This is a genomic window from Nostoc sp. LEGE 06077, assembly GCF_015207705.1.
In the GTDB taxonomy this organism is placed as follows: domain Bacteria; phylum Cyanobacteriota; class Cyanobacteriia; order Cyanobacteriales; family Nostocaceae; genus Nostoc_B.
In genome coordinates this window covers 1-23,815 of record NZ_JADEWI010000030.1, presented here as the reverse complement: position 1 = coordinate 23,815, position 23,815 = coordinate 1, and the positions used below count along the sequence as shown (strand labels likewise).

Sequence of the window (23,815 nt, the reverse complement as noted above, 5' to 3'; positions counted from 1 at the left end):
TTATGGCTGGCTGATGTGACGACGTGCGGCGGCCAAAATTAAGCGATGTTCAGCACGGGCGATTGCTTGATATGTCCGTTCTACTGCTTCTGGTTCTACAGAAATAGATGTGATACCCCATTCCACTAATTGGTCGATAATTTCGGGATACAATGCTGGTGCTTGACCACAAATGGAACAGGGGATTCCCGCATTTTTAGCCATTTGAATTAGTTGAGCGATCGCACCCATCACCGCGGGATGGCGTTCATCAAATATTTTTGTTAGCTGTCCTTGTTCTCGATCTACTCCTAGCAAAAGTTGGGTGAGGTCATTTGTGCCAATGGAGATTCCCTGGACTCCAGCTTTGACATACTCTGGCAGTAAAAATAATACACTAGGTACTTCTGCCATCATCCACAATTGAAATTGTGACACCTGAGTTAAGCCAACTTGCTCAACTTTGTGGCGACAAAAGGTAAATTCAGCGACATTCCGCACAAAGGGTAACAATAGCCGCAGATTGCTATAGCCAGCTTTTTGGACATTGAGCAAGGCTGTTAGTTCTAACTCAAAAACAGCGGGATTAGTGACATAACTTAATGTGCCGCGATCGCCCAAGATAGAATGCGGTGCAGCTGCTGGAGTATGAGTTGATGAGGAAAACTCAGCAAATCGCCAATCAAGAGAGCGATAAAACACTGGTCGGGGCGTAAAAGCCCGCACAAAGTTGATAATCTGCTGTGTCCATATCTCCAGTAATTCAGCCCGACGACCACTCAGCAACCAGCTATGAGGATGTTGACCTTCGAGTATATTTAGTAACATTAATTCTGAGCGTAACAATCCCACGCCATCGACAGGTAAGTTTTGCGATCGCTCGATTAAGCTAGGCTGACTCAGGTTTACCAATAGTTGAGTAGCAATCATGGGTAGATGAGGGCTAACAAGGGGATGGTTTGATGAAAAAGCAGAAATCGGGGAATTAATTTCTTGATTTTCTCCATTTCCGGCTTTACTTTCTCTCAGGCGATAAATTTCTCCTCTGTCGCCATCTACCAGCAATTGTTCTCCGGTTTGAATTAAGACTGTAGCATCTTTGGCGCTGACAACTGCGGGAATACCCAATTCTCTGGATAAAATTGCCGCATGGCTAGTCAAACCCCCTTGTACTGTAACGATCGCCACAACTTTGTGCATCAAAGCTAACCAATCAGGTGCGATCGCCGGGACGACAAGAATGATTCCTTGAGGGATCTGCTCAGGTTTTTGTAGGGAATTAATTACATAAGCTGTAGCTGTGACTCTTCCTGTGGCTGCCCCTAGCCCTTTGATTAACTGTAAATTAGGAATTGTGGATAGGGGCGTATTAACTTCTGTGATTTGGATCTGCGAAACTGAATCTACCTCCGCCATCCTCCACTGCACAGTAAAACTATTACCCAGTTCACTTACTAGTTGATTCCCTAAAGCTATTACTTGTTGTAAATTTGATTCTGTTAGGGCGTATTGTTTTTGTAGATCCTCCGCCACTAAGTAAGTCACTAGACCTGTGTTTTCATCAGTAATTACCGACTGGAGTAGAGATTGATCAGCTGCTGTCGTCCCATCATCCAGACGATAAGCCAGTATTTTATTACCCAAATGTCGTTCTAAGACAATACCTGTTTCTTGCTGGATGTAATATACATCTGGCAAAACTTCCCCTCTAGTGAGTGCTACTCCTAATCCCCAAGTTGCTTCAATTGTCCAGCCAGCAGAGTTAGCCTGAAGTGAACCACTGGCGATCGCATTTTGGATGGGTTGGACTAACACAGCCAAATTGACATTTTGCAGATCAATTCCCATCCGTTGCCAATACAGTAAGCTTCTAGCACGGAATAACTGACTCCAGATGCGTTTTAATCCCAACGCGATCGCATTTTCATCACAGTAACAAAAGCTTTGCTCCAACAACCCAGATATATTTCCTACTGTGTTTGGAATATTCGAGACTGATAATGTTGGTTGCAAAATCAAATATTTAGTTTGCCATTCTCTCGCCGCCATCAAAATTGTACTCACCCACTGTGGTGGTACAGTTGCGCCTACAATTTCTTGACGCAAGCGACTAGCTACTAGCTGAAGTTGTCGCCAATTAGCTACATCTAAATGTAATGAAGAATCAGGTAAGTCTGCAACTAAGGATTCTGAACTGTTGATAGTTTCTAAAAATTGCCGCAAAACTTCTGCTGAAACTACAAAACCAGATGCTACAGGGTAGCCACGCTGCATGATTCTGCTTAAGTAAAATGCTTTGTCACCTACTTTGGTGCGGTCTTGCAGTTTAATTTGGTCAAGCCAGTAGACTTTTTCCACTCACGTTGTTTTCTATTGGTTTTCAATTTGCTACTACAGGCTTTCTCTCCCGGTAAATGACCCAAGGCTATTGACTAAATTATCTGCCGAGAGAAGTTCTTCCTAGTCGATTATTTAAGATTAGTTTGACTTAGTTATGAGTTAATTTCTTATTCCCCAGTATCTGGCAATAATCTCACCCCTTGGCTAATTAATATTTTTGGTGCCATAGTCCTAGATCAAACTCTAGAAAGGTATATAGCTTTCTAGTATAGAGTTTAGGACTCAACTGAGCAGATTGAGTTAAAATTTTACTGATTAATCAGTTTTAACACTCAAATAGCTAGTCCATCAGTTTGAAAGTTATGCCATTAGTGTAGATCATCAATATTGCCATAAATTTTCCTCGAAATTCTATATCATCTGCCTCAAACAGCACTGCTCTGAATGGAATAATCATCTAAAATTGCCAGAATTAGTTGGGGATCAATCATAATCCTTAAATGTCTTTAAATTTCCCAGACCTCCAGGCTTGGCAGTCAAATTAATCAAGCTAAGTCAGAATATTGCCACAAAAAAACTTATACTCAGCACTATTACCTGATAGCAATAATCATCAACTTGGGAAATCAAAATATCTCTTACTCAGCTTTAATTACTCAAATCAATGCTGCTCTTTTTAAGTTACAGTAACATATATTACTTTATATATATCTGGAAACAGAATTGTTAAATACTTACTACTTTTCACCAAATGATTGGCTGAATACCCTTTTTAGACTGTGCCTAGCTTTGCTGTTAGGCGCAGTTATTGGTATCGAGCGTCAAATCAGACGTAAGCCAGCAGGTTTAAGAACTCACATACTGGTGAGTTTAGGTTCAGCTTTGTTTACTCTTATCCCTTTGCAAACAGGTACGTCAGACCCTAGCCCTGATGCTCTGAGTCGGGTAATTCAAGGAATTGCCGCAGGTATAGGATTTCTTGGGGCTGGAGAAATTGTTCGTGAATCTTCCCAAAAATCACAGCAGCCTGAAATTCATGGACTGACATCAGCCGCAGCGATTTGGGTTTCATCTGCTTTAGGCATTGTGGCTGGGTGTGGTTTATGGCAATTGGGATTAATAGCTGCTTTATTGACTATTTTAGTGCTAAATCTGTTTAAAAAATTAGAAAATAGTTAATTTTTTAATTTCTTAAATAACACTAATGCTTTAGCAAAAACCTCTTCTTCGGCTCTAGTTTCTAATATTAATTTTACTAAATATATAAATTCCCCATCTATTTGTGTGTCAGTTTCAATAGTTTTACTAGCTGCGTAAAAACTCACATCATCAGTACACAACTCGTTAGTATTACCTGTTTGTAATTCTGGTCTTCTGATATCCCATGAAACTGTTTTACCACGCAAAGTAAATTGAAACCAAATTAATTTGTCATACTCAAATTCAAAAAAAACATCAAAATAAGGTTCTTCGCCTTGAAACCAAATTTTCTTATAACCCTCTTTGCGTCTTTGTTTTAAGAACTTTTGCTCAATTGCTCGTAACGATGCACCTAATGAGGCAATTTCCTGGGGGTCTAATTTGTGATTAGTTTTTTGCATAATTGAAATGTCATTTGTCATTTGCCATTTGTCATTTGTCATTTGTCATTTTGAGCCTTGACTATTGACTATTGACTATTGACTAATTCATTGATATCTCTCCTGCTTTGACAAACAGAATTTGAGAAGAATTTAACCACTGAGCATCAAAAGAACTCAAGTGAGTTGTGGTGATTAAAGTTTGAAAACGGTCTTGAATCGCATCAAGCAATTGATTTTGACGATATGGATCTAATTCAGCTAGGACATCATCAAGCAACAGCAATGGCGGCTCTTTCACCACTTCTTCAATTAGCTGTAATTCTGCGAGTTTTAAGGCTAAGACTAAGGTGCGTTGCTGACCCTGAGAACCATATTGCCGAGCAGGCGTTTGATTAATAGTCAATTCTACTTCGTCACGATGAGGGCCGACAAGGGTAGTGCCTCGGTAGAGTTCGGCCATAGCGCGTTGCTGAATTTTGGTTAAAAAAGCTTGCTGGACTTCTTCTGGTTGGTTCTGCACCAAAGGAATATGAGATGAATATTTAATTTCTAAAATTTCTGTACTGCCGCTGATACTGGCGTGCCAGGCGGCAGCAATGGGAGCTAATCTTTGAATAGCCCGATCGCGTCTTCTAATTACTCTGGTACCTGTAGTCGCTAATTGTGCATCCCAGAGGGCGAGTTCTGAGTTTTGATTGCTGTTAGCGGTAGCGGGGCGTTCAGCCCGTGCTGTTAGTGGTGCGTTTAGCCCGTGCTGAGTGCTGAGTGGGGAATCTTGATTTTTTTTTAAAAAGGCGTTGCGTTGGCGTAATACTTGGTTGTACTGGTGCAAAATGTGGGCATAAACTGGTTCGAGTTGGATTAATAAAGTATCCAACCAGTTGCGTCGGACATCGGGACTACCGCGCACTAGTTCTAAATCTAAACTGGAAAACTGCACGGCGTTAAGAACACCCAAAAAATCCATTTGTCGCCGGACTGTCTCACCATTAATCGCCACACTACGGCGACCGTTACGACGGAGAGTCAAATTTAAATCACTCACACCTATTTCGCGTTCCAGGCTGGCGTTGATTTGCGCGAAAGCTTCCCCATCCTTAATTAAATCGCGATCGCGTGCCATTCGGTGCGATCGCAATGTGGCTAATAACTCTACAGCTTCCAACAAATTAGACTTACCCTGAGCGTTATTGCCTACCAAAATCGTTTTGGCAGCATGAAAATCAACTTTTTGCTCTTGGTAATTCCGAAATTGTCTCAGGTGTAAAGTTTTGAGATACATGGTTCAAGTAAAAAGGCAAAAGGTAAAAGGCAAAAGACAAAAGGTAAAAGGCAAAAACCAATATTCTTGAAGAAAGGCTGAAAGTATACACTCTCTTCTCTTTTTACTTTTTACTTTTACCTTTTTACTTATTAAACAGTTCTCTTACCCATTAAGCGGAAGAAGATTTTCTCACCTTCAATCCAGACAAACATTAAGGCGCTGAAACCAATACAAATTGCCAACTCTTCGGGAGGTAACCAGTGAGTACCGAAGAAATCGCGCAGGGGTGGAACGTAAACAAGCATGAGTTGCAAAATTGTTGTTACCACAACCGCACCCAGCACGAAAGGATTAGATACAGGATTCATCTCAATGGTAAGTTGGTTGTTGGAACGAATAGCGATCGCATGACCCATTTGGGCAATACACAATGAAGTAAATACCATTGTTTTCCAACGCTCTGGGTCGAGTCCATTTCCTGTGACTGCGTGAGCATGATGATATGCCCACTCCATGAGAATGATCGTAATAATTGCAAAAACAATCCCAATGCGAATCATATAGGAACCCAAACCCCTAGCAAAAATGCTTTCGCGGGGGCTGAAGGGCGGACGCTGCATTACATCTGGTTCTGGTGGTTCTACCGCTAAGGCCAAGGCTGGTAAACCATCTGTGACCAAGTTCATCCAAAGAATTTGTAATGGTGTGAGGGGAACACCGCCTAAACCTAAAATTGGTGCAGCGGCAATAGTTAATACTTCGCCGATGTTACTACCCAAGATGTATTTAATAAAACGGCGAATATTGGTGTAAACAACTCTACCTTCTTTGGTTGCCGCCACGATGGTGGCAAAGTTGTCATCTAGCAGCACCATATCACTGGCTTCTTTACTCACATCTGTACCGGTGATGCCCATTGCAATGCCAATGTCTGCTTGTTTTAAGGCTGGGGCATCATTCACACCATCGCCAGTCATGGCGACAAATCTACCCCGGCGTTGCAATGCTTGGACAATTCGCAGTTTGTGTTCTGGGGCTACTCTGGCATAGATGCTTACTAAGTCAACTTGTTGCTCTAGTTCCTGGTCGTTCATACGTTGCAATTCTTGACCAGTTAGCACTCTGTCGCCTGCTTGAGCAATGCCCAAATCGATCGCAATGGCGCGGGCTGTCAACTGGTGGTCGCCTGTAATCATCACTGGGCGAATCCCGGCTTGGCGACATTCTGCCACGGCTGCTCTTACTTCTGGTCTGGGTGCATCCAGCATTCCGACTAACCCCAGCCAAATCAAGCTGTTCTCCGATGCTTCATCTGAGCCTTCGGGGGGAACTTCTGTCAGAGGTTTGTAAGCAAAACCCAAAACTCGCAAGCCTTGACTGGCCATTTGGTCATTTGCCGCCAAAACTTGACTGCGTTCTGATTCTGTCAAAGGGACTGAGTGTGTACCTAAATGAATTTCCGTGCAGCGAGCCAAAATTAACTCTGGGGAACCTTTGGTAAACATCAGGTAAGGTTCAGAGTTGATAAAACCAGAAATTGCCGGATCTACACTTGTCAAAGATGGTTCCCCAGTCGCAACGGCCTCTACCTGAGAAATCACGCTCATCCGTTTGCGTTCTGAGGTAAAAGGAAATTCACTCACACGGGGTAATTTACTGTTCCACTGGTCTTTCTCAATGCCAGCTTTGCCAGCTAGGGTGATTAATGCACCTTCGGTGGGGTCGCCTAAAATGGCCCACTCTCCTTGTTCTTTTTGTAGTACCGAGTCATTGCAAACGGCACAAGCGACGAGTAAAGCGGGAATTTCCGGGTAATCTTCCACAGGGATTTTTTGACTATCTAATTGAAAATCCCCAGTTGGTGCGTAACCTTCTCCTGTGACCCGAAAAGTATTGTTATTGGTAAAAATTGATTGCACCACCATTTTGTTTTGTGTCAGGGTGCCTGTTTTATCAGAACAAATGGTGGTGACAGAACCCAAGGTTTCGACTGCTGGCAGTTTGCGAATCAAGGCGTTGCGGCGTACCATCCGCTGGGTTCCCAATGCCAAGGTAACGGTAATAACGGCGGGTAAACCTTCTGGGACTACTGCCACCGCCATACTTAAGGAAACTTCTAACAAATCTTGTAAATTGCTAAAACCTCTGGACTGGATGATACCGCCAATCACAACGATCGCCACCAGAATTAAGGAACCCGAAACTAGGACGTTACCCAGTTGTGTCATCCGTTGTTGCAAAGGTGTGGGTTCACTCTCCACTGATTGCAACATGGTAGCAATTTTACCTAGTTCTGTTGTCATTCCCGTGTTTGTCACCAGAACTTTACCGCGTCCTTGGACAACTTCGGTGCCTTGAAAAACTAAGTTTAGGCGATCGCCTAAAGATGTATCTTCAGGTAATTTCAGAGTTGCCTGTTTGTTGACAGCTTCAGCTTCCCCTGTAAGTGCTGATTCCCGTATTTGTAAACTTGATTGTTCGATTAAGCGTCCGTCTGCGGCTATCTGCACTCCAGCTTCCAGCAGCATGACATCACCTGGAACGATTTCTTTAGCTGCGACATCCAGCAGTTTTCTGTCGCGGATGACTCGCACTAAAGGAGAAGCCATTTGTTTGAGTGCAGCCAAGGCTTTTTCGGCGCGGCTTTCTTGCACATAGCCCAGGATGCCATTGAGAACCACAATTGCCATAATTGCAACTGTATCTTTGAATGGCACTTCTCCTGGCTTTAATGCGCCAGCTTGCCATGCGGTAAAATCCAAAAATCCGGAGATCAAAGCCACAGCAATCAGCATCAACAACATGATGTTCTTGAACTGATCGAGCAGAATTTCCCAAGCACTGCGGCCACCATGTTCTTCTAATTCGTTGGGGCCGTATTTTTGCAACCGTTGTTCAACTTCTTGGGGTGTTAAGCCGCTGTCTGCCTTACTATCAAGCAGGTCTAGAGCTTTATCAACTTCCAAAGTATGCCAAGTCGGGGTACTTTCAGGCAGAGAATTAGCAGACATTGTGTAGGTTACAGGAAAAGGTTACAAAATTCGATCATAATTTAGTGATGGCAATAAAACCATTCACTAAAGTTACATTAGGTTATTGCTAACTTGTACAAGTTTAAATGTGTTTCCTGACATTCGCTAACTTTTTTTAAGTTATGTTTGTGTGTATTTTTATGTAATTCATAGTCTTTCTCAGAACATTTGATTAAAAACTGTTCCCCAAAAAATGTGCGGTTCCGTCTAGAGGTCATAGCAAAATCTCTGCTAGGCGTGCTAAACCGGGGAATATATATGCTTAATATAAATTTTGCACTCCCTCATTAGACTGCAAGCCAGATGTTTGGGCAAAGGACAATTCGACCGCTTACGGCTGCCTCCCTATGTGGCATTGCTTTTATTCACGATAGACTGATTGCGATTGACAGTACAAAAGGGCATCTACTAGAGATTGATCCTGAGTCTGACAACAGCAAAATTATCAATCCGCACCAGGTGAAAGAATTTGATGATGTCACCGGTTTAGCAGTTTGGGAAGATACCCTCTGGGTAACTCGTGGTAATAGTGTTTATTTATCGAAGTTGGGATCTTTAGGTCTAGAACATTTTGCTACATTGCCTTATACGGCTGATGGTGTCGCTGTATGGGACTCAACAGTTTATATTAGCTGCCAAAAGCTAGGTTACATTTTGATTTTTGACCGCAATACACGGAAAGAAATTACCAAATTTTACGCGCCTGGAGTTGGTGTAGAAAATTTGGCAGTGACTCAAGAAACTTTGTGGATTTGCGATCGCACTGAACAAACAGTTTACTCGATGGATCGGGCGACGGGTGAGCTAAATTTTAGTGTGCTGACACCGTTTGATTCGCCAACAGGTATAGCGGTACATCACGATGGTGAGACAGGTAAGGAAACGCTTTACGTTGCTTATGCCTCTGAAGAGCCTTATATCCGGGATAATCCCAATGCTGATCCAAATCATGAGTTAACTTACCGCGATCGCACTTTTATTCACCCGTTGTATTACTATTACAACCCGGATAAGCGCTACGCCTTGTCTAATGGTTATCTCATCGAAATGTCTTATGCCGAAGAAATTGCGCCCTTAGAAGAGGTTTATCTCCCAGATGTCGAATGGCGCATTGCGTTACCTTCAGAAACTGAACGCCAAACACTCAAACACATCGAACCTATTGGTGTCCCTTTTACAGAAGAAGTAATTGACGGACAACGGGTAGCAGTATTTAAATTTGAGGCTTTAACTCCCGGTGAACGCCATGTATTTGGCTGGAAGGCACTGTTAGAAGTACGGGGGATTAAGTATCGGATTACGCCTAAAGATGTCGAAGATTTGCCAGAACTTTCCGCCGAGTTTCAAAGTCGTTACCTAGTAGATGATGACGATTTGGCAATGGATACGTCGATTGTTCGCAATGCAGCCCGTGATGCTATTGGCTCGGAAACCAACTTGCTGCGGAAAATGTATAGTATCCGTAACTATGTTTACGATGAATTATCCTATGGCATTAAACCCTACATTGACACCCCAGATATCGTTTTAGAACGTGGGGTTGGTTCTTGTGGCGAGTATGTGGGTGTTTTACTCGCTTTGTGCCGTTTAAATGGTATCCCCTGTCGGACAGTGGGTAGATACAAATGCCCTCCTTATAGCGAACATCAAGGTGTACCATTACAACCAGATTTTAATCATGTTTGGTTGGAATTTTACATCCCAAATTTCGGCTGGTTGCCAATGGAATCAAATCCTGATGATTTGGGGTACGGAGGCCCTTATCCGACACGCTTTTTTATGGGCTTGTGTTGGTATCATATTGAAATTGGCAAAGGTATCACTTTTGAAAGTTTAAGTAGTCAAGGTGCCAGACTGACAAAAGAAGATATTCCCATAGGTGATTTAGCAATAAATCATATTCGCTTTACAATTCTTAAAGAATTACCACCTTTTTGATTGCTAATTAATGAGATTTTGGATTTTAGATTGGTTTTTAAATTCTGTTTCCGCCGATAAGAGGTAGAACAAGTCTCAAACACTTGCTGTGTTAGGTTCTCTTTTCGGTGCAATCAATCTAAAATCCAAATTTGTTTGACCCTGGACAAGGCATTAATATTTCTTAAATTCAGAAATATTTACTAGTCAAAATAACCTCATCAAAGAAACAACCTTCACTGTAGGCTCTGAATTTTACATTGAGCGATCGCACATCGTAAAATTCAGTTTAAATGGTTTTGAAACAGTTCCACAACATTTTGCCAAGCATCAGTAGCCGCTTGGGGATGATAACTGGGGTGCTGTTCTATTAATGGGTACTTATCTTTAAAAAATCCGTGAAAAAATCCATGTCCTGCATCGTATCGAAATACACGATGATTGATTTGATGTTTCTTTAATTCTGCCTCAATTTGCTCATTTTCTTGTTGGGAAATGAGCGTATCTCTGTTACCAAAAAATGTATAAATAGTACCTTTAATTTCGGAGGTGCGATTAATCGTCGGAGTTTTTTCACCATAACTAGAAGTAGTAATCCCACCACCATAGAACGAAGCCGTAGCTTTGATATCGGGTAAAGTTGCAGCCATATAAGCAACATGACCGCCAAAGCAAAAACCAATAGCGCCAATTTTGCGATCTTTAACATTGGGTAAAGTTTTAAGATAGGCGATCGTGGCTTGAATATCGCTGAGAATTTCTTGATACTTTACTTGTTGATAGTATTGCAACCCAAGCTGATAAGCTTCTGGGCTATACCCAACATCATTAGGGCTATAGTCAATCTCAAAACCTGGAGCAATTCTTTGATACATTGCAGGTGCTACTGCTACATATCCTTGTTTGGCTATGAGTTCGGTAATATCCCGAATATTACTATTAACTCCAAAAATTTCGGGAAAAATTATAACAGCACCAAAGACTCCTGCTTGTACTGGTTCAGCTAAATAAGCATCAATTTGTAACTCACCGTTAGATATTTTGATTTTTGACGTATTAATTTCGATGTTTGTTATTTTTACCATGTTTGTTTCGGCTTAATTTATATTAATTTGTGTATTCTGGTTGTTTTTTCATACCACGCATCACAATCCTCTTTATTTATTCTAATAACCAGTCAAACAAAGTTCCCAGATGTAAATTTAGCTCATTAGCAAAAGACGGAACTGGAAGTTTTTGTTCTGCTAGGTCAAAAACCTCTGGCTGTTGCTTGGGTAGATAAACAAAGACAGTTTGCTCATCTGGGTCAATTAACCAACCCATTTGAGTACCAAAGTTGAGGCAATGCAAAATATTTTTAGTGACTTTTGTTTGGTTTTGATCGGGTGATAAAATCTCAATTGTCCAGTCAGGAACTATTAAAAAGGTATTCGCAACCTCGCCTTTTTCATCGCGGGGAATTCTCTTCCAAGTAAACACAGATACATCTGGAATTATTGAACGCCCACCAAATGAGCAACGTAATTCTGAAAATGCTCGTGCAATCTTTTGCGGTTTCAGAACTATGTTGACAGTAGTAGAGAACTCAGTTTGAATTGTACTGTGTTTACCTTGTGGCATTGGCTTTTGAATAATTTGCCCATCAATATATTCACTAGCAGGTTCAGTTTCGGGTAGCTTGAGAAACTCTGCCAAAGTCATACGTTTAGATGGGGTCTGTACCATTGAGACTTTTTGGTAAAAGAAAGTTTGATTGGCTTGATGTCAATTTTAAAATATGGGTGGGCAAGTTTGCCCACCCTACGGTTAATGTTGCTCTGGTGGCAAATCTACACTGTAAACAACTTGTCCTGCTAAATTACGTAATGATACTGTCATCACTTTGGTATAAGCATTAATTTGGACTGCACCAAAAAATTGCAACCCTTCACTTGGGGGTCGATTTGCTCTTGTACCAGCCGGAAGGCTTTGAAATACTAACTGTGGGCCGAAGGTATTTTCTAATTGATTAGGCCCAAATGTACCTGCATTCAGCGGCCCGGCGACGAACTCCCAGAAAGGTTTGAAGTCTTGAAACTGGGCTTTATTCGGGTCGTAGTAATGAGCGGCGGCGTAATGAACATCCGCAGTGAACCACACCACATTCTGAATATTTTTATTTTTGATAAACCGCAGTAAGTCGGCTAATTCTAATTCTCTACCTAAAGCGGGGCCATCGCCGTTTGCCCAAGCTTCAAAATCAGTCGCACCATCTCTAACTATCAGTCCTAAAGGCATATCACTAGCAATGACTTTCCAGGTTGCTTTGGATGTGAGTAATTGTCGTTTTATCCATTGCACTTGTCTTCGACTTAAGAAATCTGTTGCTGGACTTTGTTCTGGCTGATTATTTGACGAATTTGGCCCTCGATAAGTGCGTTCATCCAGCATGAAAATATCTAGCAATGAACCATACTCAAAGGAACGATAAATTCTCGTTTTTTCTGGGTCATTATCATACTGAATGGGCATATATTCCAAGAATGCTTGTCTTGCTCTTTGGGCTAACAAGTTAACATCCTTGACTGTGTAGCGAGCATCACTGAGTATTTCGCCAGGATACCAGTTATTTGTAACTTCGTGGTCATCCCACTGGGATAAAATAGGCACTTCAGCATTAAAACGCTTGATGTTTTCATCCATCAAGTTGTATTGATAGTTACCCCGAAACTCTGTTAAAGTTTCAGCGACTTTGGATTTTTCTGGTGTGGTGATGTTGCGCCAAATTGTGCCATCATCCAGCGTTACTTCTGCTTGAATGGGGCCATCAGCATAGATGTTATCGCCAGAATGGATGAAAAAGTCCGGCTGGAGTTGGCGCATAGTTTCATAAATTCTCATCCCGCCAAAGTCAGGATTTATCCCCCATCCTTGTCCGGCGGTGTCTCCTCCCCAAACAAAGCAGATATCTCGCCCAAATTTAGGAGGTGTACGGAAAGTACCTCTAACTGGGGCGCTGTAAACGTTGCGATAGTTTAAATCTTGAAAAATTACCCGATAAAATATCTGTTGATTTGGGGGTAGATTTCTCAAGTTAAGTCTGGCGGTAAAGTCGCTAGTTTCTAAAGCCACAGGCCCAGGTATGCGCCGGACATTGCGAAATGATTCGCTAGTGGAATATTCTACGATCATTCTAGCGGGGCGATCGCTCCGACTCCAAATTACAACGTTATTGTCGCTAATATCGCCACTAGCTACACCAAAAGGTATACCTGGACGCATCTTTTCGGAAGTAATAATGGCTGGTGCTTGAGCAAAAACAGGAGATTTAGAGACAAGGTTTGTCCCAATAATTCCACCTGCTGTCACCGCTGAACGGAGTAAAAACTGACGACGATTTACTTTTAATGGCTGATGAAATTCCATAAAATTGCGTTGTTTTGAAAATGTCTGTAGAGCAGTAAATTAAACTAGTACAGGTAGGAGTAAATAAACAGATAATCTTGAATTGCTAAAAGGCTTGTGGTATCACTATTCTTTCTTTTTCCTTTTGACTTTTTACTTTTGCCTTGTTGTACTAGCTATCCATAAACCAAAATAGGTATTTAGCATATTCTCTCTAGCCTATAAGTAAATATTGCGTTATCTAAAAGTTAAGAAAGTATTATGGTATAAACTAAAAGATACCCGACTTCTTCAAGAAGTCGGGTATCTGAACTATCAAAGTAAGTTTTAATTAACTTTTGCTGATGTAATTTTCTTGATTGATTTCCATTGGTGCAACTTTTATACTATCCTCATGAGCCACTATCTTTTGGGTAAGTTCTCCGGCTCGCCAACTATCAGCAATATCCTTAATAAAACTGGCAAGAGGAATAGCAATTAACAATCCTAAAACACCGCCTAATTTTGCACCTATAAGCAAGGAAATTACCACCCACACGGGATTTAAGCCAGTTAAATTTCCTAAAATTCTGGGGGCGACAATATTAGAATTTATTTGATCAAGGGCGACAGCGACACCTAAAACTTCTGCACCTAACCAGAAGTTTTCTAAAGCGACTAATAAACTAACTAGGCCAATTCCTATACCTGTACCAAAGGGAAATAATGAGAAAAAGCCAATCGCAATGCCAAACAATAAAGCTAGGGGAATTCTCAGAGCGACAAAGGCTAATGTGACCAACACTGCTAAAATTGCTCCCAGTGTTGCCTGACCAATAAAATAATTCTGAAAATCTTCTCGAAGCAATTGCCTAACTTTTGTGCCGATATGCTCAGGAAACCATTGATAAACTCCATCCCACAAATTTTGCCCATTTAATATTAAATAAATAGTCAAAACAGCCGCAATTAAGATATTAACTACGACACCGATAGTATCAAAAGCAAAACCCAAAATTCTCCCGGTAAAAGATTGAAATTGATTAGATAATCTTTCTAAAAGTTGGAGAGCTAAACCTCTTAAATTTAAAGGAAGTTGTTGTGTCGCTGCCCAAGTTTGAAAGGCTTCTAATTGTTGCAAGCCAGAATCTATCCAAGAAGGCAGAATATTAGCTAGTTCATTTAGCTGTTGCAAGATAACTGGCACTAAGGTGACACCAACACCCGCTAAAATCACCACAGCTAACAGCAAGACTCCAATAATCGCCAAGTTTCGTGGTACACCGCGTCTGTGAAAGAACTGGATGGGGTAGTTTAAGACAAAAGCTAGTAGGATAGCGATCGCAACTACACTAACCAAGGGTTGAAAATACTTGACAACCTGGATTAATAACCAACCGTTGAGAATGACTAGCGGGAACGCCAAGCCATAACTTAACCATCGTGGTAGTTTGTTTGCTGATTGCATGAGAGTGACTCCACCACAATTCTTTAGTTTATTGTGGCATTAGATTAATTTCTTTCAAGGGGCTGGGGTTAGAGGTTACAGGTTACAGGTTATGGGTTGCAGGTTATAGGTTACAGATAATTTTCTATCACCTGTCACCTGTCACCTATTACCTATCACCTATCACCTCTCTTCACTCAGCATTTTCCTTATTGATAAAATCCAGCATAATTTTTTGGTGCATCGACCCTAATGGTCGAACTTCGCCGGCTATGGCTGAGTAACAACTTCCATTGCGAATATCTTCCGGTGTTAAAAGTCCCATGTCCCAACCTTCATTAAGTTCTAGTTGATTTATATCCACTAACAAGGGAGCCTGAAAAACATGGCGGATAACTTTTTCATCGGGATAGTAGCCGAATTCGGTAAATGTCGGTAATTTATAACCAATTTCTTCGATAAGTTCGCGTTTAACTGCTACCTCTGGCGTTTCGCCGGGTTCGATATGTCCACCGAACAAACCCCAGCAACCAGCAGCCGCAATCGTGGGGATATTATCTCGCAGTTGCATGAGATACTTATGGTCTTGGTAGAGAATGGCGATCGCTACTTCTGGTAGTTGGTTAGTCATAAAATTTACACTTAAAAATTACTCTTCTGTTATATATACTTCACCAAAATCTTTCCCAGCGATGGGAATACTTTTGTAGCTAACTTTACCCCTTAACACTACTTGAGTTCCCTTTTGCAAATTTTTTTGATTGGTAATTACCCAGATTTTGCCAGTTGAGTCGTTAATTTGGTATGCCCACTGCTTCATTAGTGGTACTTGCTTTTCGACTTTACCTTGAATATAAACAGTAGTCGGTTTGTCGGGTTTTGCGGGAATTTTTTCAATTGGTGTGACATTACTACCAAAGATGAAATTGCTACCTTTGATTTCTGGAAGTCTCCAAGAACCACAGCTAGAAATTCCCACCACTAGGAAAAAATTGCAAAGTATCCGGTAATAATTTGGCGATTTGTACATAAGTTTCAGCGGGAGTTGAGAAGAGAAAACTTTTCTACTGTTACCTGTTGCCTTTTAGCTGTTACCTGTTCTCCACCCCCTCTCTCGAAGATTTCATTGTTTGATCCGTAAGATGAGACAAGGGATCTGAGAAGATGAACAAGTATGGTCTTGTGGTAGGAGAAACGCAACAGTAATCAACAGACAAGGATTTTTTCAAACTGTTAACTTCGCTACAGACAACTAAAATTTTGGATTAGAGGCGAATCTTCTGAGGATTCTCATGGAAACAACAACTGCCAAACTTCTTGATGGTAAAGCCTTAGCCGCAAAAATACACCAAGAGCTAAAAACACAAATTAACCAATTGCAAGCCAAAGTTGGCCGTCCTCCGGGTTTAGCAGTGTTGATGGTTGGCGATAACCCCGCATCAGCTGCTTATGTCCGCAATAAAGAAAAAGCCTGCGCCAAGGTAGGTATTGCTTCTTTTGGTAAGCATTTTCCTCAAGATACTAGCCAACAAGAATTAGAGGCTGTAATTGCCGCACTCAACGAAGATGAAAATGTAGATGGAATTTTAGTACAGCTACCCCTCCCCGACCATTTAGATGCAGTGTCTTTGTTACATCAAATACATCCCGATAAAGATGCAGATGGACTGCATCCAGTGAATTTAGGGCGACTGGTACGAGGAGAAAAGGGATTACGTAGTTGCACCCCTGCGGGAGTGATGCACTTGCTGGCAGAATATAATATTCCGCTGCGGGGAAAAAATGCGGTGGTTGTAGGACGTAGCATATTAGTAGGCAAGCCAATGGCCTTGATGCTACTGGAAGCGGATGCTACTGTCACAGTTGCCCACTCGCGATCGCACAATCTTGCTAACATCACCAAGAATGCCGATATACTCATTGCCGCAGTTGGTCGTCCAGGACTCATTACCGCCGACATGGTAAAACAGGGTGCGATCGTGGTAGATGTGGGGATGAACCGCGTCACTGATGCCAATGGCAATAGTCGCTTAGTCGGCGATGTCGATTTGGAATCAATTGCTGGTTTGGCAGAATATTTCACCCCCGTTCCCGGTGGTGTGGGCCCCATGACCGTTGCCATATTGTTGCAAAACACCTTTACCAGCTATTTACGCGCTACAAGCTAGTTAAAAGTTATAAGTTATGAATTTTTTACTCCCGATTCATCCTGCATAACTTTTCAGCGCCAAAGCCCCGTAAAATTGTGACGTATAAGACAAACAGCCAAAAGCCAAAAATTGAAGGAATTATAAGAATGGTAGCAGCTGATAACCTTCAGAAGATGCCAGAAACAGCAACCTTTAACCTTGTAGCCTATCTCAAAGAACGCCAAAAGCTTTGTGATACTGCTCTGGATACATCTATGCCTGTTGTTTATCCAGAAAAAATTTACGAATCAATGCGCTACTCTCTCCTCGCTGGAGGTAAGCGTGTACGTCCCATTCTCTGCCTTGCTACCTGTGAAATGATGGGCGGCACTATCGAAATGGCTATGCCTACAGCTTGTGCCGTAGAAATGATTCACACAATGTCATTAATTCACGATGACCTGCCAGCAATGGACAATGATGATTATCGTCGTGGTAGATTGACGAATCACAAAGTCTATGGCGACGATATTGCCATTTTGGCTGGAGATGGGTTACTCGCCTTCGCTTTTGAACTTGTTGCCACTCAAACACCTGAGAACGTTCCTAGAGACAAAGTTTTACAGGTAATTGCCCGCTTAGGCAGAGCGCTGGGCGCAGCAGGTTTAGTCGGTGGACAAGTAGTAGATTTGGAATCAGAAGGGAAATCTGATATTTCTCTGGAAACCCTGAATTTTATTCACAACCATAAAACTGCGGCCCTGCTAGAAGCCTGTGTGGTTTGTGGCGGTATCTTGGCAGGAGCCTCATCAGAAGACATACAACGACTAACTCGCTACTCACAAAACATTGGTCTGGCATTCCAAATTATTGATGATATTTTGGATGTGACTGCGACTCAAGAACAATTAGGCAAAACTGCTGGTAAAGACCTAATAGCGAAAAAAGTCACCTATCCTAGCCTGTGGGGAATTGAGGAATCACGCACTAAAGCTCAACAGCTAATTGAGTCAGCTTGTGCAGAATTAGAACCTTATGGTAGTCTTGCACAACCACTCAAAGCCATAGCCCACTTTATTGTAAATCGCAATAACTAGGAAAACTTTGGAGCCACTACCTTGCCGTAAATTAGTGTTACAGAAGATGAGTTAATCTTCAGTGGCTATTATGCAACAATTATCGCAATAGCCAAGCTAGTTAGGACATTGGTGTAAAACTCAAACAGCAAAAGACTTTTAACTCTGCCGCCTGTTACCTGTCTCCTGCTATGGATTCATAGTCTTGACTAACAGGCTACTCCAAAAACATCAAACAAGATGAAGTTTGCCAATTTGGGATCAGTTTTTTTTGAGATTTGGAATTTTGGGTTGCGTCTAATTTTTACTTACAAAATAATTACTGCTAATTTTAACTAACTGAACCAAAACACCATGCAGGAGATAGCCGATATTTTAGACAACCGGGTGCTGCTGGTAGCGCTGATAGCTTGTTTCATTGCTCAAGCGTTGAAGCTACTTATCGAGGTCGTCAAAAATCAAAAACTGAATGTGCGTGTTTTAGTTACAACTGGAGGTATGCCCAGCGCTCATTCGGCTCTAGTGACTGCCTTAGCCGCTGGTATCGGGCAAACTGTTGGTTGGGCATCGCCGGAGTTTGCCTTAGCTACTGTGTTTGCCATTATCGTGATGTATGATGCAGCCGGAGTCCGCCAAGCTGCGGGTAAGCAAGCTCGAATACTCAATCAAATGATTGCGGAATTATTTGATGAAAAGCACGAATTTAGCCAAGACCGCCTGAAGGAATTACTAGGACACACACCAGTCCAAGTAATAGCTGGTTCCGCTTTGGGCATCGCCATTTACTGGTTAGCTAGGTATGCTTATTAGTCAAGTGAAGTGTGAAGTATCAAGAGTGAAAACCTTATAAGATAAACATTCTTTCTGTTAACTTTTGCCTTTTACCTTTTGACTTTTACCTTGTTCAACTGGCTACTGGACTTTGACAGCTGAACGCAGTAACACTACTTTGCGACTATCGACGAGGATGGCGAAAAAGCCACGCTCGTTGAGTTTTTGTAATGTGTTATATGCTTGTTGTTGGTTGGTTGTATGAGTTGCTAATAAGTAAGGGCGCTGTCCATAGGAGGCAAAACCTACGTTACCGCCTACGACTTGTTGCACGCTATTCGCTAGTTCTGGACGGTTGTAGTAGTCTACTAGTACGGCGTAACCTTGTCCTAATGGTTGCGGATTATAGCTAACTGTTGGTACTGTTGCTGCTTGTTGAGTCACTTCGGCAGGTTTTGTAGAAATGATGGCAGATAACCCAACAATATTATTGATATATCTTGCCCAACGATTTGCATATTCAATGGTGTTAAAACCACCTATCCGCGTTACTGTGTCGGTGAGATATTGACAGGTAGTAGTGGGAATCTCGTTTGGTAAAGCACTTCGCAATTGCTTTTGATATTCGGCAGTAGGAGTAATGACTAGTAATAAATACTCCCCAGGCTTTGGCGGTTGGCAGACAGGAAGTTTTTGCTGCGCGTTAACAGAAATTGTAGTATTGATTAAACCTGCGATCGCTATTACTAATGCACTAGATATAGTCTCAAATCTCTGCACAAAATTGGGACGCATAAGCTGGATTTTTGAAAATTTTTATTTTAGTAGTTCGTCACTAAAAAGTATGAAGTCTAAAGGATGAAGATATGAAAAATATTTACATACCAAATTCTTCTGGTCAAGCTAATTTTATTTCTCACTTCATACTTCATACTTCATACTTCATACTTGAGTTTATTAGGAAACACTAACAAGGGATGCCAAGGGTTCGGGAATTGTGACTGAAGGTGCATGAAATTCACCAGTAATCACATACTCTAAGCGTAGTTTCAGCCAGGTAATAAATTGGGGATTTGTAGAAATAATTGCAGCTGCGGGTTTAGGACATTTAGCTTTAATCTCTGCCATTTCCGGCGCTTCTAAAAATGCTGGCTGCTGCACTAACCAAAAATCAATTTGTTTTTCATTTTCGTGATAGTGACGGGTGCGTTCTTTCAGCACTTCCTCTAGGGGTTCTTCTTGGACAAGAAAGCGTTGGCTGGCTAAAACGTAATAATATGTTTGCATTTTCATCCTTGGGTTAATAATGGGTTAAATAGGGTACAGAGTTAATTCTGCACCCTATTTAACTAACTCTTACGAAATTTTGGGAACCAAGAACTGAAGGGACAACCACTTCCTTTAGTTTCACTATTTGTTTGTTTGCCACCAGCTGTAAGTTTGTCTAAAAACAGCGTGTTGTCAAAATAGTGTTCTACGGAAATAATCTTTAAATCATCGGTGACACGAGCAACGCTCATCCCGATAATTTCAATTGTCTCTCCAGTTGGTGCATAGTCTTTGTATGCACCTCTAAAATGTCCCCAGTGCCGCCACTTAAATGTTACGTTTGGTGGCCCTGAGTACACTTCCAGAACTTCCCAAGGGAAACCTTGGGGAAATGTTGTGTGGAAGATTTTGGCTGATGATTCAAAGCTTTCTTCAGAAGCTTTGTAATGTTCTGAATCAGCCATAAATAAATTGTAAGTACCTTGGTTGCCTAATTCTGCTGCTGTATACTCTTTGCCACCATTGGTACTGACACGAAACTTGTCATTGACTATCGCTAACCACTGCTGTGGGTTAGATTTGAATGATACCTCCATCTCGAAGGTTCTGACTAAGTTTTGCACGATCGCTTCTAACGATCCTTCGGCATGATTACATACACTTTCTTTGGCAAGATTTTCTTTGGAGCGCGAATAATCAGGGGGTGTTTGATAACGCCACTCAACATCAGTGCTGGCGGCGATAACTTTATCCCTATCTTGTACCCAAAGCGGTAGGTTGTGAGATTCTGTTGAGGTCATAAAAGTTTTAGTTGAAAATTTACCCAACAAAGCTGAAGTTTGAAGTTTTCAGACGGAAACATTGATTTCAGATAGCAGGAGGTAGAAGGTAGAAGGCAGAAGGCAGGAGTAAAAGTCTTACCATTCCTGGCATTCAAGCTTTCAAATTTTCCTAACATATCTGACTACCGCTATACTTCACACTTCATACTTTTTTCTGGATTTCGCAGTTACAACCCCCCTAATATCAGTTATCAGTTGTCAGTGAACAGTTATCAATAAAAAACTGATAACTGTATAACTGCTAACTGTTCACTGATTTTCTTGTATTGCTTGTTTCATCTCCCGGACTGCTCTTTCTATGCCAACTAACGCTGCCCGACTGATGATAGTATGACCGATGTTTAGTTCTTCCATTCCTGGAAGCGCGGCGACAGGAGAAACATTCCAGTAAGTGAGTCCATGACCAGCATTGACTCGTAGTCCGGCTTTAATGGCTTGTTCGCACCCTGTAGCTAATATTGCTAGTTCTTTTTGGCGAGTGGTTTCATTGTGCGCTTCAGCATACTGGCCAGTGTGCAGTTCAATGAATTTTGCTTGTATTTTGACAGATGCTTCGATTTGTGCGGGTACGGCATCGATAAACAAACTGACAGGAATGGCAGCGCTTTGCAGTTTATCGACAATTTCTCCTATTCTAGCAATTTGCCCAACGATATCGAGTCCGCCTTCTGTGGTGACTTCTTCGCGTTTTTCCGGTACTAAAGTCACATAATCTGGTTTGATGTCAAGTGCGATCGCCAGCATTTCATCTGTAGCTGCCATTTCTAGATTAAGATGGGTTCTCACAGTTTGCCGTAACAAACGTACATCTCGGTCTTGAATATGCCGCCTGTCTTCTCGCAAATGTACTGTAATTCCATCTGCACCCCCTAATTCTGCCAGCACAGCCGCCGCCACGGGGTCTGGTTCCACCGTCCGCCGCGCTTGTCGGATAGTGGCGATATGGTCGATGTTAACTCCAAGTGTAGGCAACCCTAGTCTCCTGATTCACAGTCCTCCGAACTTGATTTTACCGGAAATCGGGGTGGTAAAGTGAGGCAGACGCGATCGTCTAGTTTAATCACAGCATTTCTTAAACTAAATGACTAAGCCTAAACTTTTAGATACTATTGCCACTCTTAAACCAATTCCAATTGAGCGGTTAACTCTGGTGGAATCGGATATGATTTCTATCGAAAGTTTACCAAATGGAGAAGTGGGAACAATCGTAGAAGTGTATGAAGAAAAGGAAGATACTAAATATTTAGTTGAATTTGCTGATACTCAAGGTTGTGAGTATGCAATGGCTGTTTTAAAAATAAATGAAATTTTAGTTTTGCATTACGATTTGGCTACTGTTTAAAGTAAATAGCTTACAGTAAATCCCATAACCTTTATAACAGGACTTACGCAAGAACTCTCTCAAACTCTTATAACTTCGTGTCCTTCGCGTCCTTTGTGGTTCGTTTCTTCATACTTTTGCGTAAGTCCTGTATAAATCAAATAAGATTACTTATTACCGTTTATATTCGGCTGTATGGTGTTCGCACAACCACAGATAATGTCCTTCTGGTGTTAATACTTTCTTGAGTCCGCCCCAATGTTGTTGGGGGTCTTTTTCTTCTAATAGTTGGCGTAAAGCACGCAACGCTGAACCATCGGCACGTTCGGGATCTAAATCTTCACCTCTGGTAATTCTATCTGCTAATTCTAAATCTTCAGTATTTTGAATTTCTGGTAATTTCTCGGCTAGTTCTTTAAATAATTCCAAATCATTCTTATAAATTGCTTCGTATTCTTTAGGGTCTACCACACCCAGCCAAGGGCCAATTATGGGTGCGGCAAATCTCAAAACTTTAAATAATTTACTAATATAAGGTGCAGTTGCTCTCAGCCATTTAGCAGGTTCATCTATTTCATATAAACCACCTGCTTGGGTGGGATGCCAACAGCCTGGGGCTTGGCAATAAAGTTGTAAATCTATTTTTTGTCCGGCTATGGCTTTTTGCCAAGATTTACCACCACGGGGACGCAGAATAAAAATATTCGGACAATGAGAATCTATTTTGGCTTGTTCGCGGCGGAAGACATGAGTAAATTCCCGTTGCGTCAATTCGAGTAGATTTTTGAATTCATTGAGAATTTCCTCTTGTCCGTCAACAATTTTTGTTTCTAATTCATCAATGCGTTCTAATACTGCATTTTGTGTATGGAAATTTAAACCATATAAAAGTTCGGCAACAGATATATCTTCTTCCGCTTCTGGACATTCAATTGTTGCTTTCTTGCGTTTGGACAATTGGTGATAGTCAAATTCGTGGGTGCAGGGTTCACCATTATGACCAAGACAGGGAATAGTACGTTGAATATCTAAGCCGGGAAACCTGGAGAGAGTTACTTCAATGCCATCCCGCAGCAGGACAAAAAAATTCAGGGGATTAGCACCGCGTACTGTTAGTTTAATATAGCGATCGCCCTTCACAGCTTCCACCAAGGCTAAATGTTCTTGTTCATAAGCCAACAATGCACCGTTTCGCCAATGGGTGTTAGTTGTAAAGCGGTGTTGACGCGCAATAAACCAAGTCGGAATCCCCGCAGGAATGGTATTAGACCTCTTGCAAAAGTCAGTTAAGCAGATTCAGTTTTAGGGAGACGAAGCTCATAGTTGTACAAACCAGCGATGAGATTAAATCTCAAACTAAATCTTTTTCTCCGATTGCGATAACGGTCAGACAAGATTTTAAATATCTTTAGTTTCCGATTAATATGCTCACCGACAACTCGAACTTTGGCTAAGTCTCGATTACTCTTTTTATCTTCGCAA

21 protein-coding genes and 1 pseudogene are annotated in these 23,815 nt (G+C 41.6%); 6 read left to right on the top strand and 16 right to left on the bottom strand.

Features of this window, described 5'->3' with window-relative positions; genetic code table 11:
* Positions 1-2,337, bottom strand: coding sequence for a putative PEP-binding protein (locus tag IQ244_RS18665; RefSeq protein WP_193896768.1), 2,337 nt, complete (start codon positions 2,335-2,337; stop codon positions 1-3).
* Between the two features lie 705 nt (positions 2,338-3,042).
* Between IQ244_RS18665 and IQ244_RS18660 the strand changes: the two genes are divergently transcribed.
* The gene (locus IQ244_RS18660; RefSeq protein ID WP_193896766.1) at positions 3,043-3,498 is read left to right on the top strand and encodes an MgtC/SapB family protein; all 456 of its coding nucleotides are present in this window, start codon (positions 3,043-3,045) and stop codon (positions 3,496-3,498) included.
* Here the strand turns inward: IQ244_RS18660 and IQ244_RS18655 are convergent.
* The 3 genes from IQ244_RS18655 to IQ244_RS18645 all read right to left on the bottom strand — a co-directional run bounded on the left by IQ244_RS18655 (position 3,495) and on the right by IQ244_RS18645 (position 8,177).
* The gene (locus IQ244_RS18655) at positions 3,495-3,920 is read right to left on the bottom strand and encodes a hypothetical protein (RefSeq protein WP_193896850.1); all 426 of its coding nucleotides are present in this window, start codon (positions 3,918-3,920) and stop codon (positions 3,495-3,497) included. The two genes, IQ244_RS18660 and IQ244_RS18655, sit on opposite strands and share 4 nt — an antisense overlap.
* An 82-nt stretch (positions 3,921-4,002) precedes the next feature.
* Entirely contained in the window at positions 4,003-5,184 is a 1,182-nt protein-coding gene (recF, locus tag IQ244_RS18650; RefSeq protein ID WP_193896764.1) for a DNA replication/repair protein RecF, read from the bottom strand.
* A 131-nt stretch (positions 5,185-5,315) separates the two neighbouring features.
* Positions 5,316-8,177 carry a cation-translocating P-type ATPase gene (locus IQ244_RS18645; RefSeq protein WP_193896762.1) on the bottom strand — a complete coding sequence of 954 codons (2,862 nt, stop codon included), beginning with the start codon at positions 8,175-8,177 and terminating at the stop codon, positions 5,316-5,318.
* A gap of 324 nt (positions 8,178-8,501) precedes the next feature.
* Here IQ244_RS18645 and IQ244_RS18640 point away from each other — a divergent pair, with 324 nt between their 5' ends.
* Positions 8,502-10,136, top strand: coding sequence for a transglutaminase domain-containing protein (locus tag IQ244_RS18640; RefSeq protein WP_193896761.1), 1,635 nt, complete (start codon positions 8,502-8,504; stop codon positions 10,134-10,136).
* Positions 10,137-10,399: 263 nt separating this feature from the next.
* Here the strand turns inward: IQ244_RS18640 and IQ244_RS18635 are convergent, their stop codons facing one another.
* The 6 genes from IQ244_RS18635 to IQ244_RS18610 all read right to left on the bottom strand — a co-directional run bounded on the left by IQ244_RS18635 (position 10,400) and on the right by IQ244_RS18610 (position 15,955).
* Positions 10,400-11,200: a dienelactone hydrolase family protein gene (locus IQ244_RS18635; RefSeq protein WP_193896759.1), complete on the bottom strand. Its 801-nt coding sequence runs from the start codon at positions 11,198-11,200 to the stop codon at positions 10,400-10,402.
* Positions 11,201-11,276: 76 nt separating this feature from the next.
* A complete protein-coding gene (locus IQ244_RS18630) occupies positions 11,277-11,840 on the bottom strand; it encodes a Uma2 family endonuclease (RefSeq protein ID WP_193896757.1) in 564 nt (187 codons plus the stop codon).
* 81 nt (positions 11,841-11,921) lie between these two features.
* Entirely contained in the window at positions 11,922-13,520 is a 1,599-nt protein-coding gene (locus tag IQ244_RS18625; RefSeq protein WP_193896755.1) for an alkaline phosphatase D family protein, read from the bottom strand.
* 310 nt (positions 13,521-13,830) lie between these two features.
* A complete protein-coding gene (locus IQ244_RS18620) occupies positions 13,831-14,946 on the bottom strand; it encodes an AI-2E family transporter (protein WP_193896753.1) in 1,116 nt (371 codons plus the stop codon).
* 172 nt (positions 14,947-15,118) lie between these two features.
* A complete protein-coding gene (locus IQ244_RS18615) occupies positions 15,119-15,556 on the bottom strand; it encodes an NUDIX hydrolase (protein WP_193896751.1) in 438 nt (145 codons plus the stop codon).
* A gap of 18 nt (positions 15,557-15,574) precedes the next feature.
* Positions 15,575-15,955: a hypothetical protein gene (locus tag IQ244_RS18610; protein ID WP_193896749.1), complete on the bottom strand. Its 381-nt coding sequence runs from the start codon at positions 15,953-15,955 to the stop codon at positions 15,575-15,577.
* A gap of 262 nt (positions 15,956-16,217) precedes the next feature.
* Between IQ244_RS18610 and folD the strand changes: the two genes are divergently transcribed.
* The 3 genes from folD to IQ244_RS18595 all read left to right on the top strand — a co-directional run bounded on the left by folD (position 16,218) and on the right by IQ244_RS18595 (position 18,940).
* Positions 16,218-17,093 (top strand): bifunctional methylenetetrahydrofolate dehydrogenase/methenyltetrahydrofolate cyclohydrolase FolD, encoded by an 876-nt coding sequence (folD, locus tag IQ244_RS18605; RefSeq protein ID WP_193896747.1) that lies wholly within the window; start codon positions 16,218-16,220, stop codon positions 17,091-17,093.
* 128 nt (positions 17,094-17,221) lie between these two features.
* Positions 17,222-18,151, top strand: coding sequence for a geranylgeranyl diphosphate synthase CrtE (gene crtE, locus IQ244_RS18600; protein ID WP_193896745.1), 930 nt, complete (start codon positions 17,222-17,224; stop codon positions 18,149-18,151).
* A gap of 333 nt (positions 18,152-18,484) precedes the next feature.
* Positions 18,485-18,940: a divergent PAP2 family protein gene (locus IQ244_RS18595; protein WP_193896743.1), complete on the top strand. Its 456-nt coding sequence runs from the start codon at positions 18,485-18,487 to the stop codon at positions 18,938-18,940.
* Between the two features lie 102 nt (positions 18,941-19,042).
* Here IQ244_RS18595 and IQ244_RS18590 read toward each other — a convergent pair whose 3' ends face one another.
* From IQ244_RS18590 to IQ244_RS18575, 4 genes are all read right to left on the bottom strand, one after another.
* Positions 19,043-19,696 carry a hypothetical protein gene (locus IQ244_RS18590; protein ID WP_193896741.1) on the bottom strand — a complete coding sequence of 218 codons (654 nt, stop codon included), beginning with the start codon at positions 19,694-19,696 and terminating at the stop codon, positions 19,043-19,045.
* A gap of 162 nt (positions 19,697-19,858) precedes the next feature.
* Positions 19,859-20,188: an MgPME-cyclase complex family protein gene (locus tag IQ244_RS18585; RefSeq protein WP_193896739.1), complete on the bottom strand. Its 330-nt coding sequence runs from the start codon at positions 20,186-20,188 to the stop codon at positions 19,859-19,861.
* A 62-nt stretch (positions 20,189-20,250) separates the two neighbouring features.
* On the bottom strand, positions 20,251-20,970 hold the full coding sequence (locus IQ244_RS18580; RefSeq protein ID WP_193896731.1) for a SnoaL-like polyketide cyclase: 720 nt from the start codon (positions 20,968-20,970) through the stop codon (positions 20,251-20,253).
* A 291-nt stretch (positions 20,971-21,261) separates the two neighbouring features.
* Entirely contained in the window at positions 21,262-21,984 is a 723-nt protein-coding gene (locus tag IQ244_RS18575) for a pyridoxine 5'-phosphate synthase (RefSeq protein ID WP_193896729.1), read from the bottom strand.
* 109 nt (positions 21,985-22,093) lie between these two features.
* Here IQ244_RS18575 and IQ244_RS18570 point away from each other — a divergent pair, with 109 nt between their 5' ends.
* On the top strand, positions 22,094-22,354 hold the full coding sequence (locus IQ244_RS18570; protein ID WP_193896727.1) for a DUF4926 domain-containing protein: 261 nt from the start codon (positions 22,094-22,096) through the stop codon (positions 22,352-22,354).
* 153 nt (positions 22,355-22,507) lie between these two features.
* On the opposite strand, the gene IQ244_RS18565 is transcribed toward IQ244_RS18570, so the two are convergent.
* Positions 22,508-23,512: a hypothetical protein gene (locus tag IQ244_RS18565; RefSeq protein ID WP_228059007.1), complete on the bottom strand. Its 1,005-nt coding sequence runs from the start codon at positions 23,510-23,512 to the stop codon at positions 22,508-22,510.
* A gap of 107 nt (positions 23,513-23,619) precedes the next feature.
* Positions 23,620-23,815: pseudogene (locus IQ244_RS18560) on the bottom strand (IS5/IS1182 family transposase); the annotation flags it as partial.

What these genes read in the sequence shown, in the direction of transcription:
- IQ244_RS18655 (WP_193896850.1), bottom strand. Translation starts at nt 3,920, where the DNA reads ATGCAAAAAACTAATCACAAATTAGACCCCCAGGAAATTGCCTCATTA.
- recF (WP_193896764.1), bottom strand. Translation starts at nt 5,184, where the DNA reads ATGTATCTCAAAACTTTACACCTGAGACAATTTCGGAATTACCAAGAG.
- IQ244_RS18645 (WP_193896762.1), bottom strand. Translation starts at nt 8,177, where the DNA reads ATGTCTGCTAATTCTCTGCCTGAAAGTACCCCGACTTGGCATACTTTG.
- IQ244_RS18640 (WP_193896761.1), top strand. Translation starts at nt 8,502, where the DNA reads ATGTTTGGGCAAAGGACAATTCGACCGCTTACGGCTGCCTCCCTATGT.
- IQ244_RS18635 (WP_193896759.1), bottom strand. Translation starts at nt 11,200, where the DNA reads ATGGTAAAAATAACAAACATCGAAATTAATACGTCAAAAATCAAAATA.
- IQ244_RS18630 (WP_193896757.1), bottom strand. Translation starts at nt 11,840, where the DNA reads ATGGTACAGACCCCATCTAAACGTATGACTTTGGCAGAGTTTCTCAAG.
- IQ244_RS18625 (WP_193896755.1), bottom strand. Translation starts at nt 13,520, where the DNA reads ATGGAATTTCATCAGCCATTAAAAGTAAATCGTCGTCAGTTTTTACTC.
- IQ244_RS18620 (WP_193896753.1), bottom strand. Translation starts at nt 14,946, where the DNA reads ATGCAATCAGCAAACAAACTACCACGATGGTTAAGTTATGGCTTGGCG.
- IQ244_RS18615 (WP_193896751.1), bottom strand. Translation starts at nt 15,556, where the DNA reads ATGACTAACCAACTACCAGAAGTAGCGATCGCCATTCTCTACCAAGAC.
- IQ244_RS18610 (WP_193896749.1), bottom strand. Translation starts at nt 15,955, where the DNA reads ATGTACAAATCGCCAAATTATTACCGGATACTTTGCAATTTTTTCCTA.
- folD (WP_193896747.1), top strand. Translation starts at nt 16,218, where the DNA reads ATGGAAACAACAACTGCCAAACTTCTTGATGGTAAAGCCTTAGCCGCA.
- crtE (WP_193896745.1), top strand. Translation starts at nt 17,222, where the DNA reads ATGGTAGCAGCTGATAACCTTCAGAAGATGCCAGAAACAGCAACCTTT.
- IQ244_RS18595 (WP_193896743.1), top strand. Translation starts at nt 18,485, where the DNA reads ATGCAGGAGATAGCCGATATTTTAGACAACCGGGTGCTGCTGGTAGCG.
- IQ244_RS18590 (WP_193896741.1), bottom strand. Translation starts at nt 19,696, where the DNA reads ATGCGTCCCAATTTTGTGCAGAGATTTGAGACTATATCTAGTGCATTA.
- IQ244_RS18585 (WP_193896739.1), bottom strand. Translation starts at nt 20,188, where the DNA reads ATGCAAACATATTATTACGTTTTAGCCAGCCAACGCTTTCTTGTCCAA.
- IQ244_RS18580 (WP_193896731.1), bottom strand. Translation starts at nt 20,970, where the DNA reads ATGACCTCAACAGAATCTCACAACCTACCGCTTTGGGTACAAGATAGG.
- IQ244_RS18570 (WP_193896727.1), top strand. Translation starts at nt 22,094, where the DNA reads ATGACTAAGCCTAAACTTTTAGATACTATTGCCACTCTTAAACCAATT.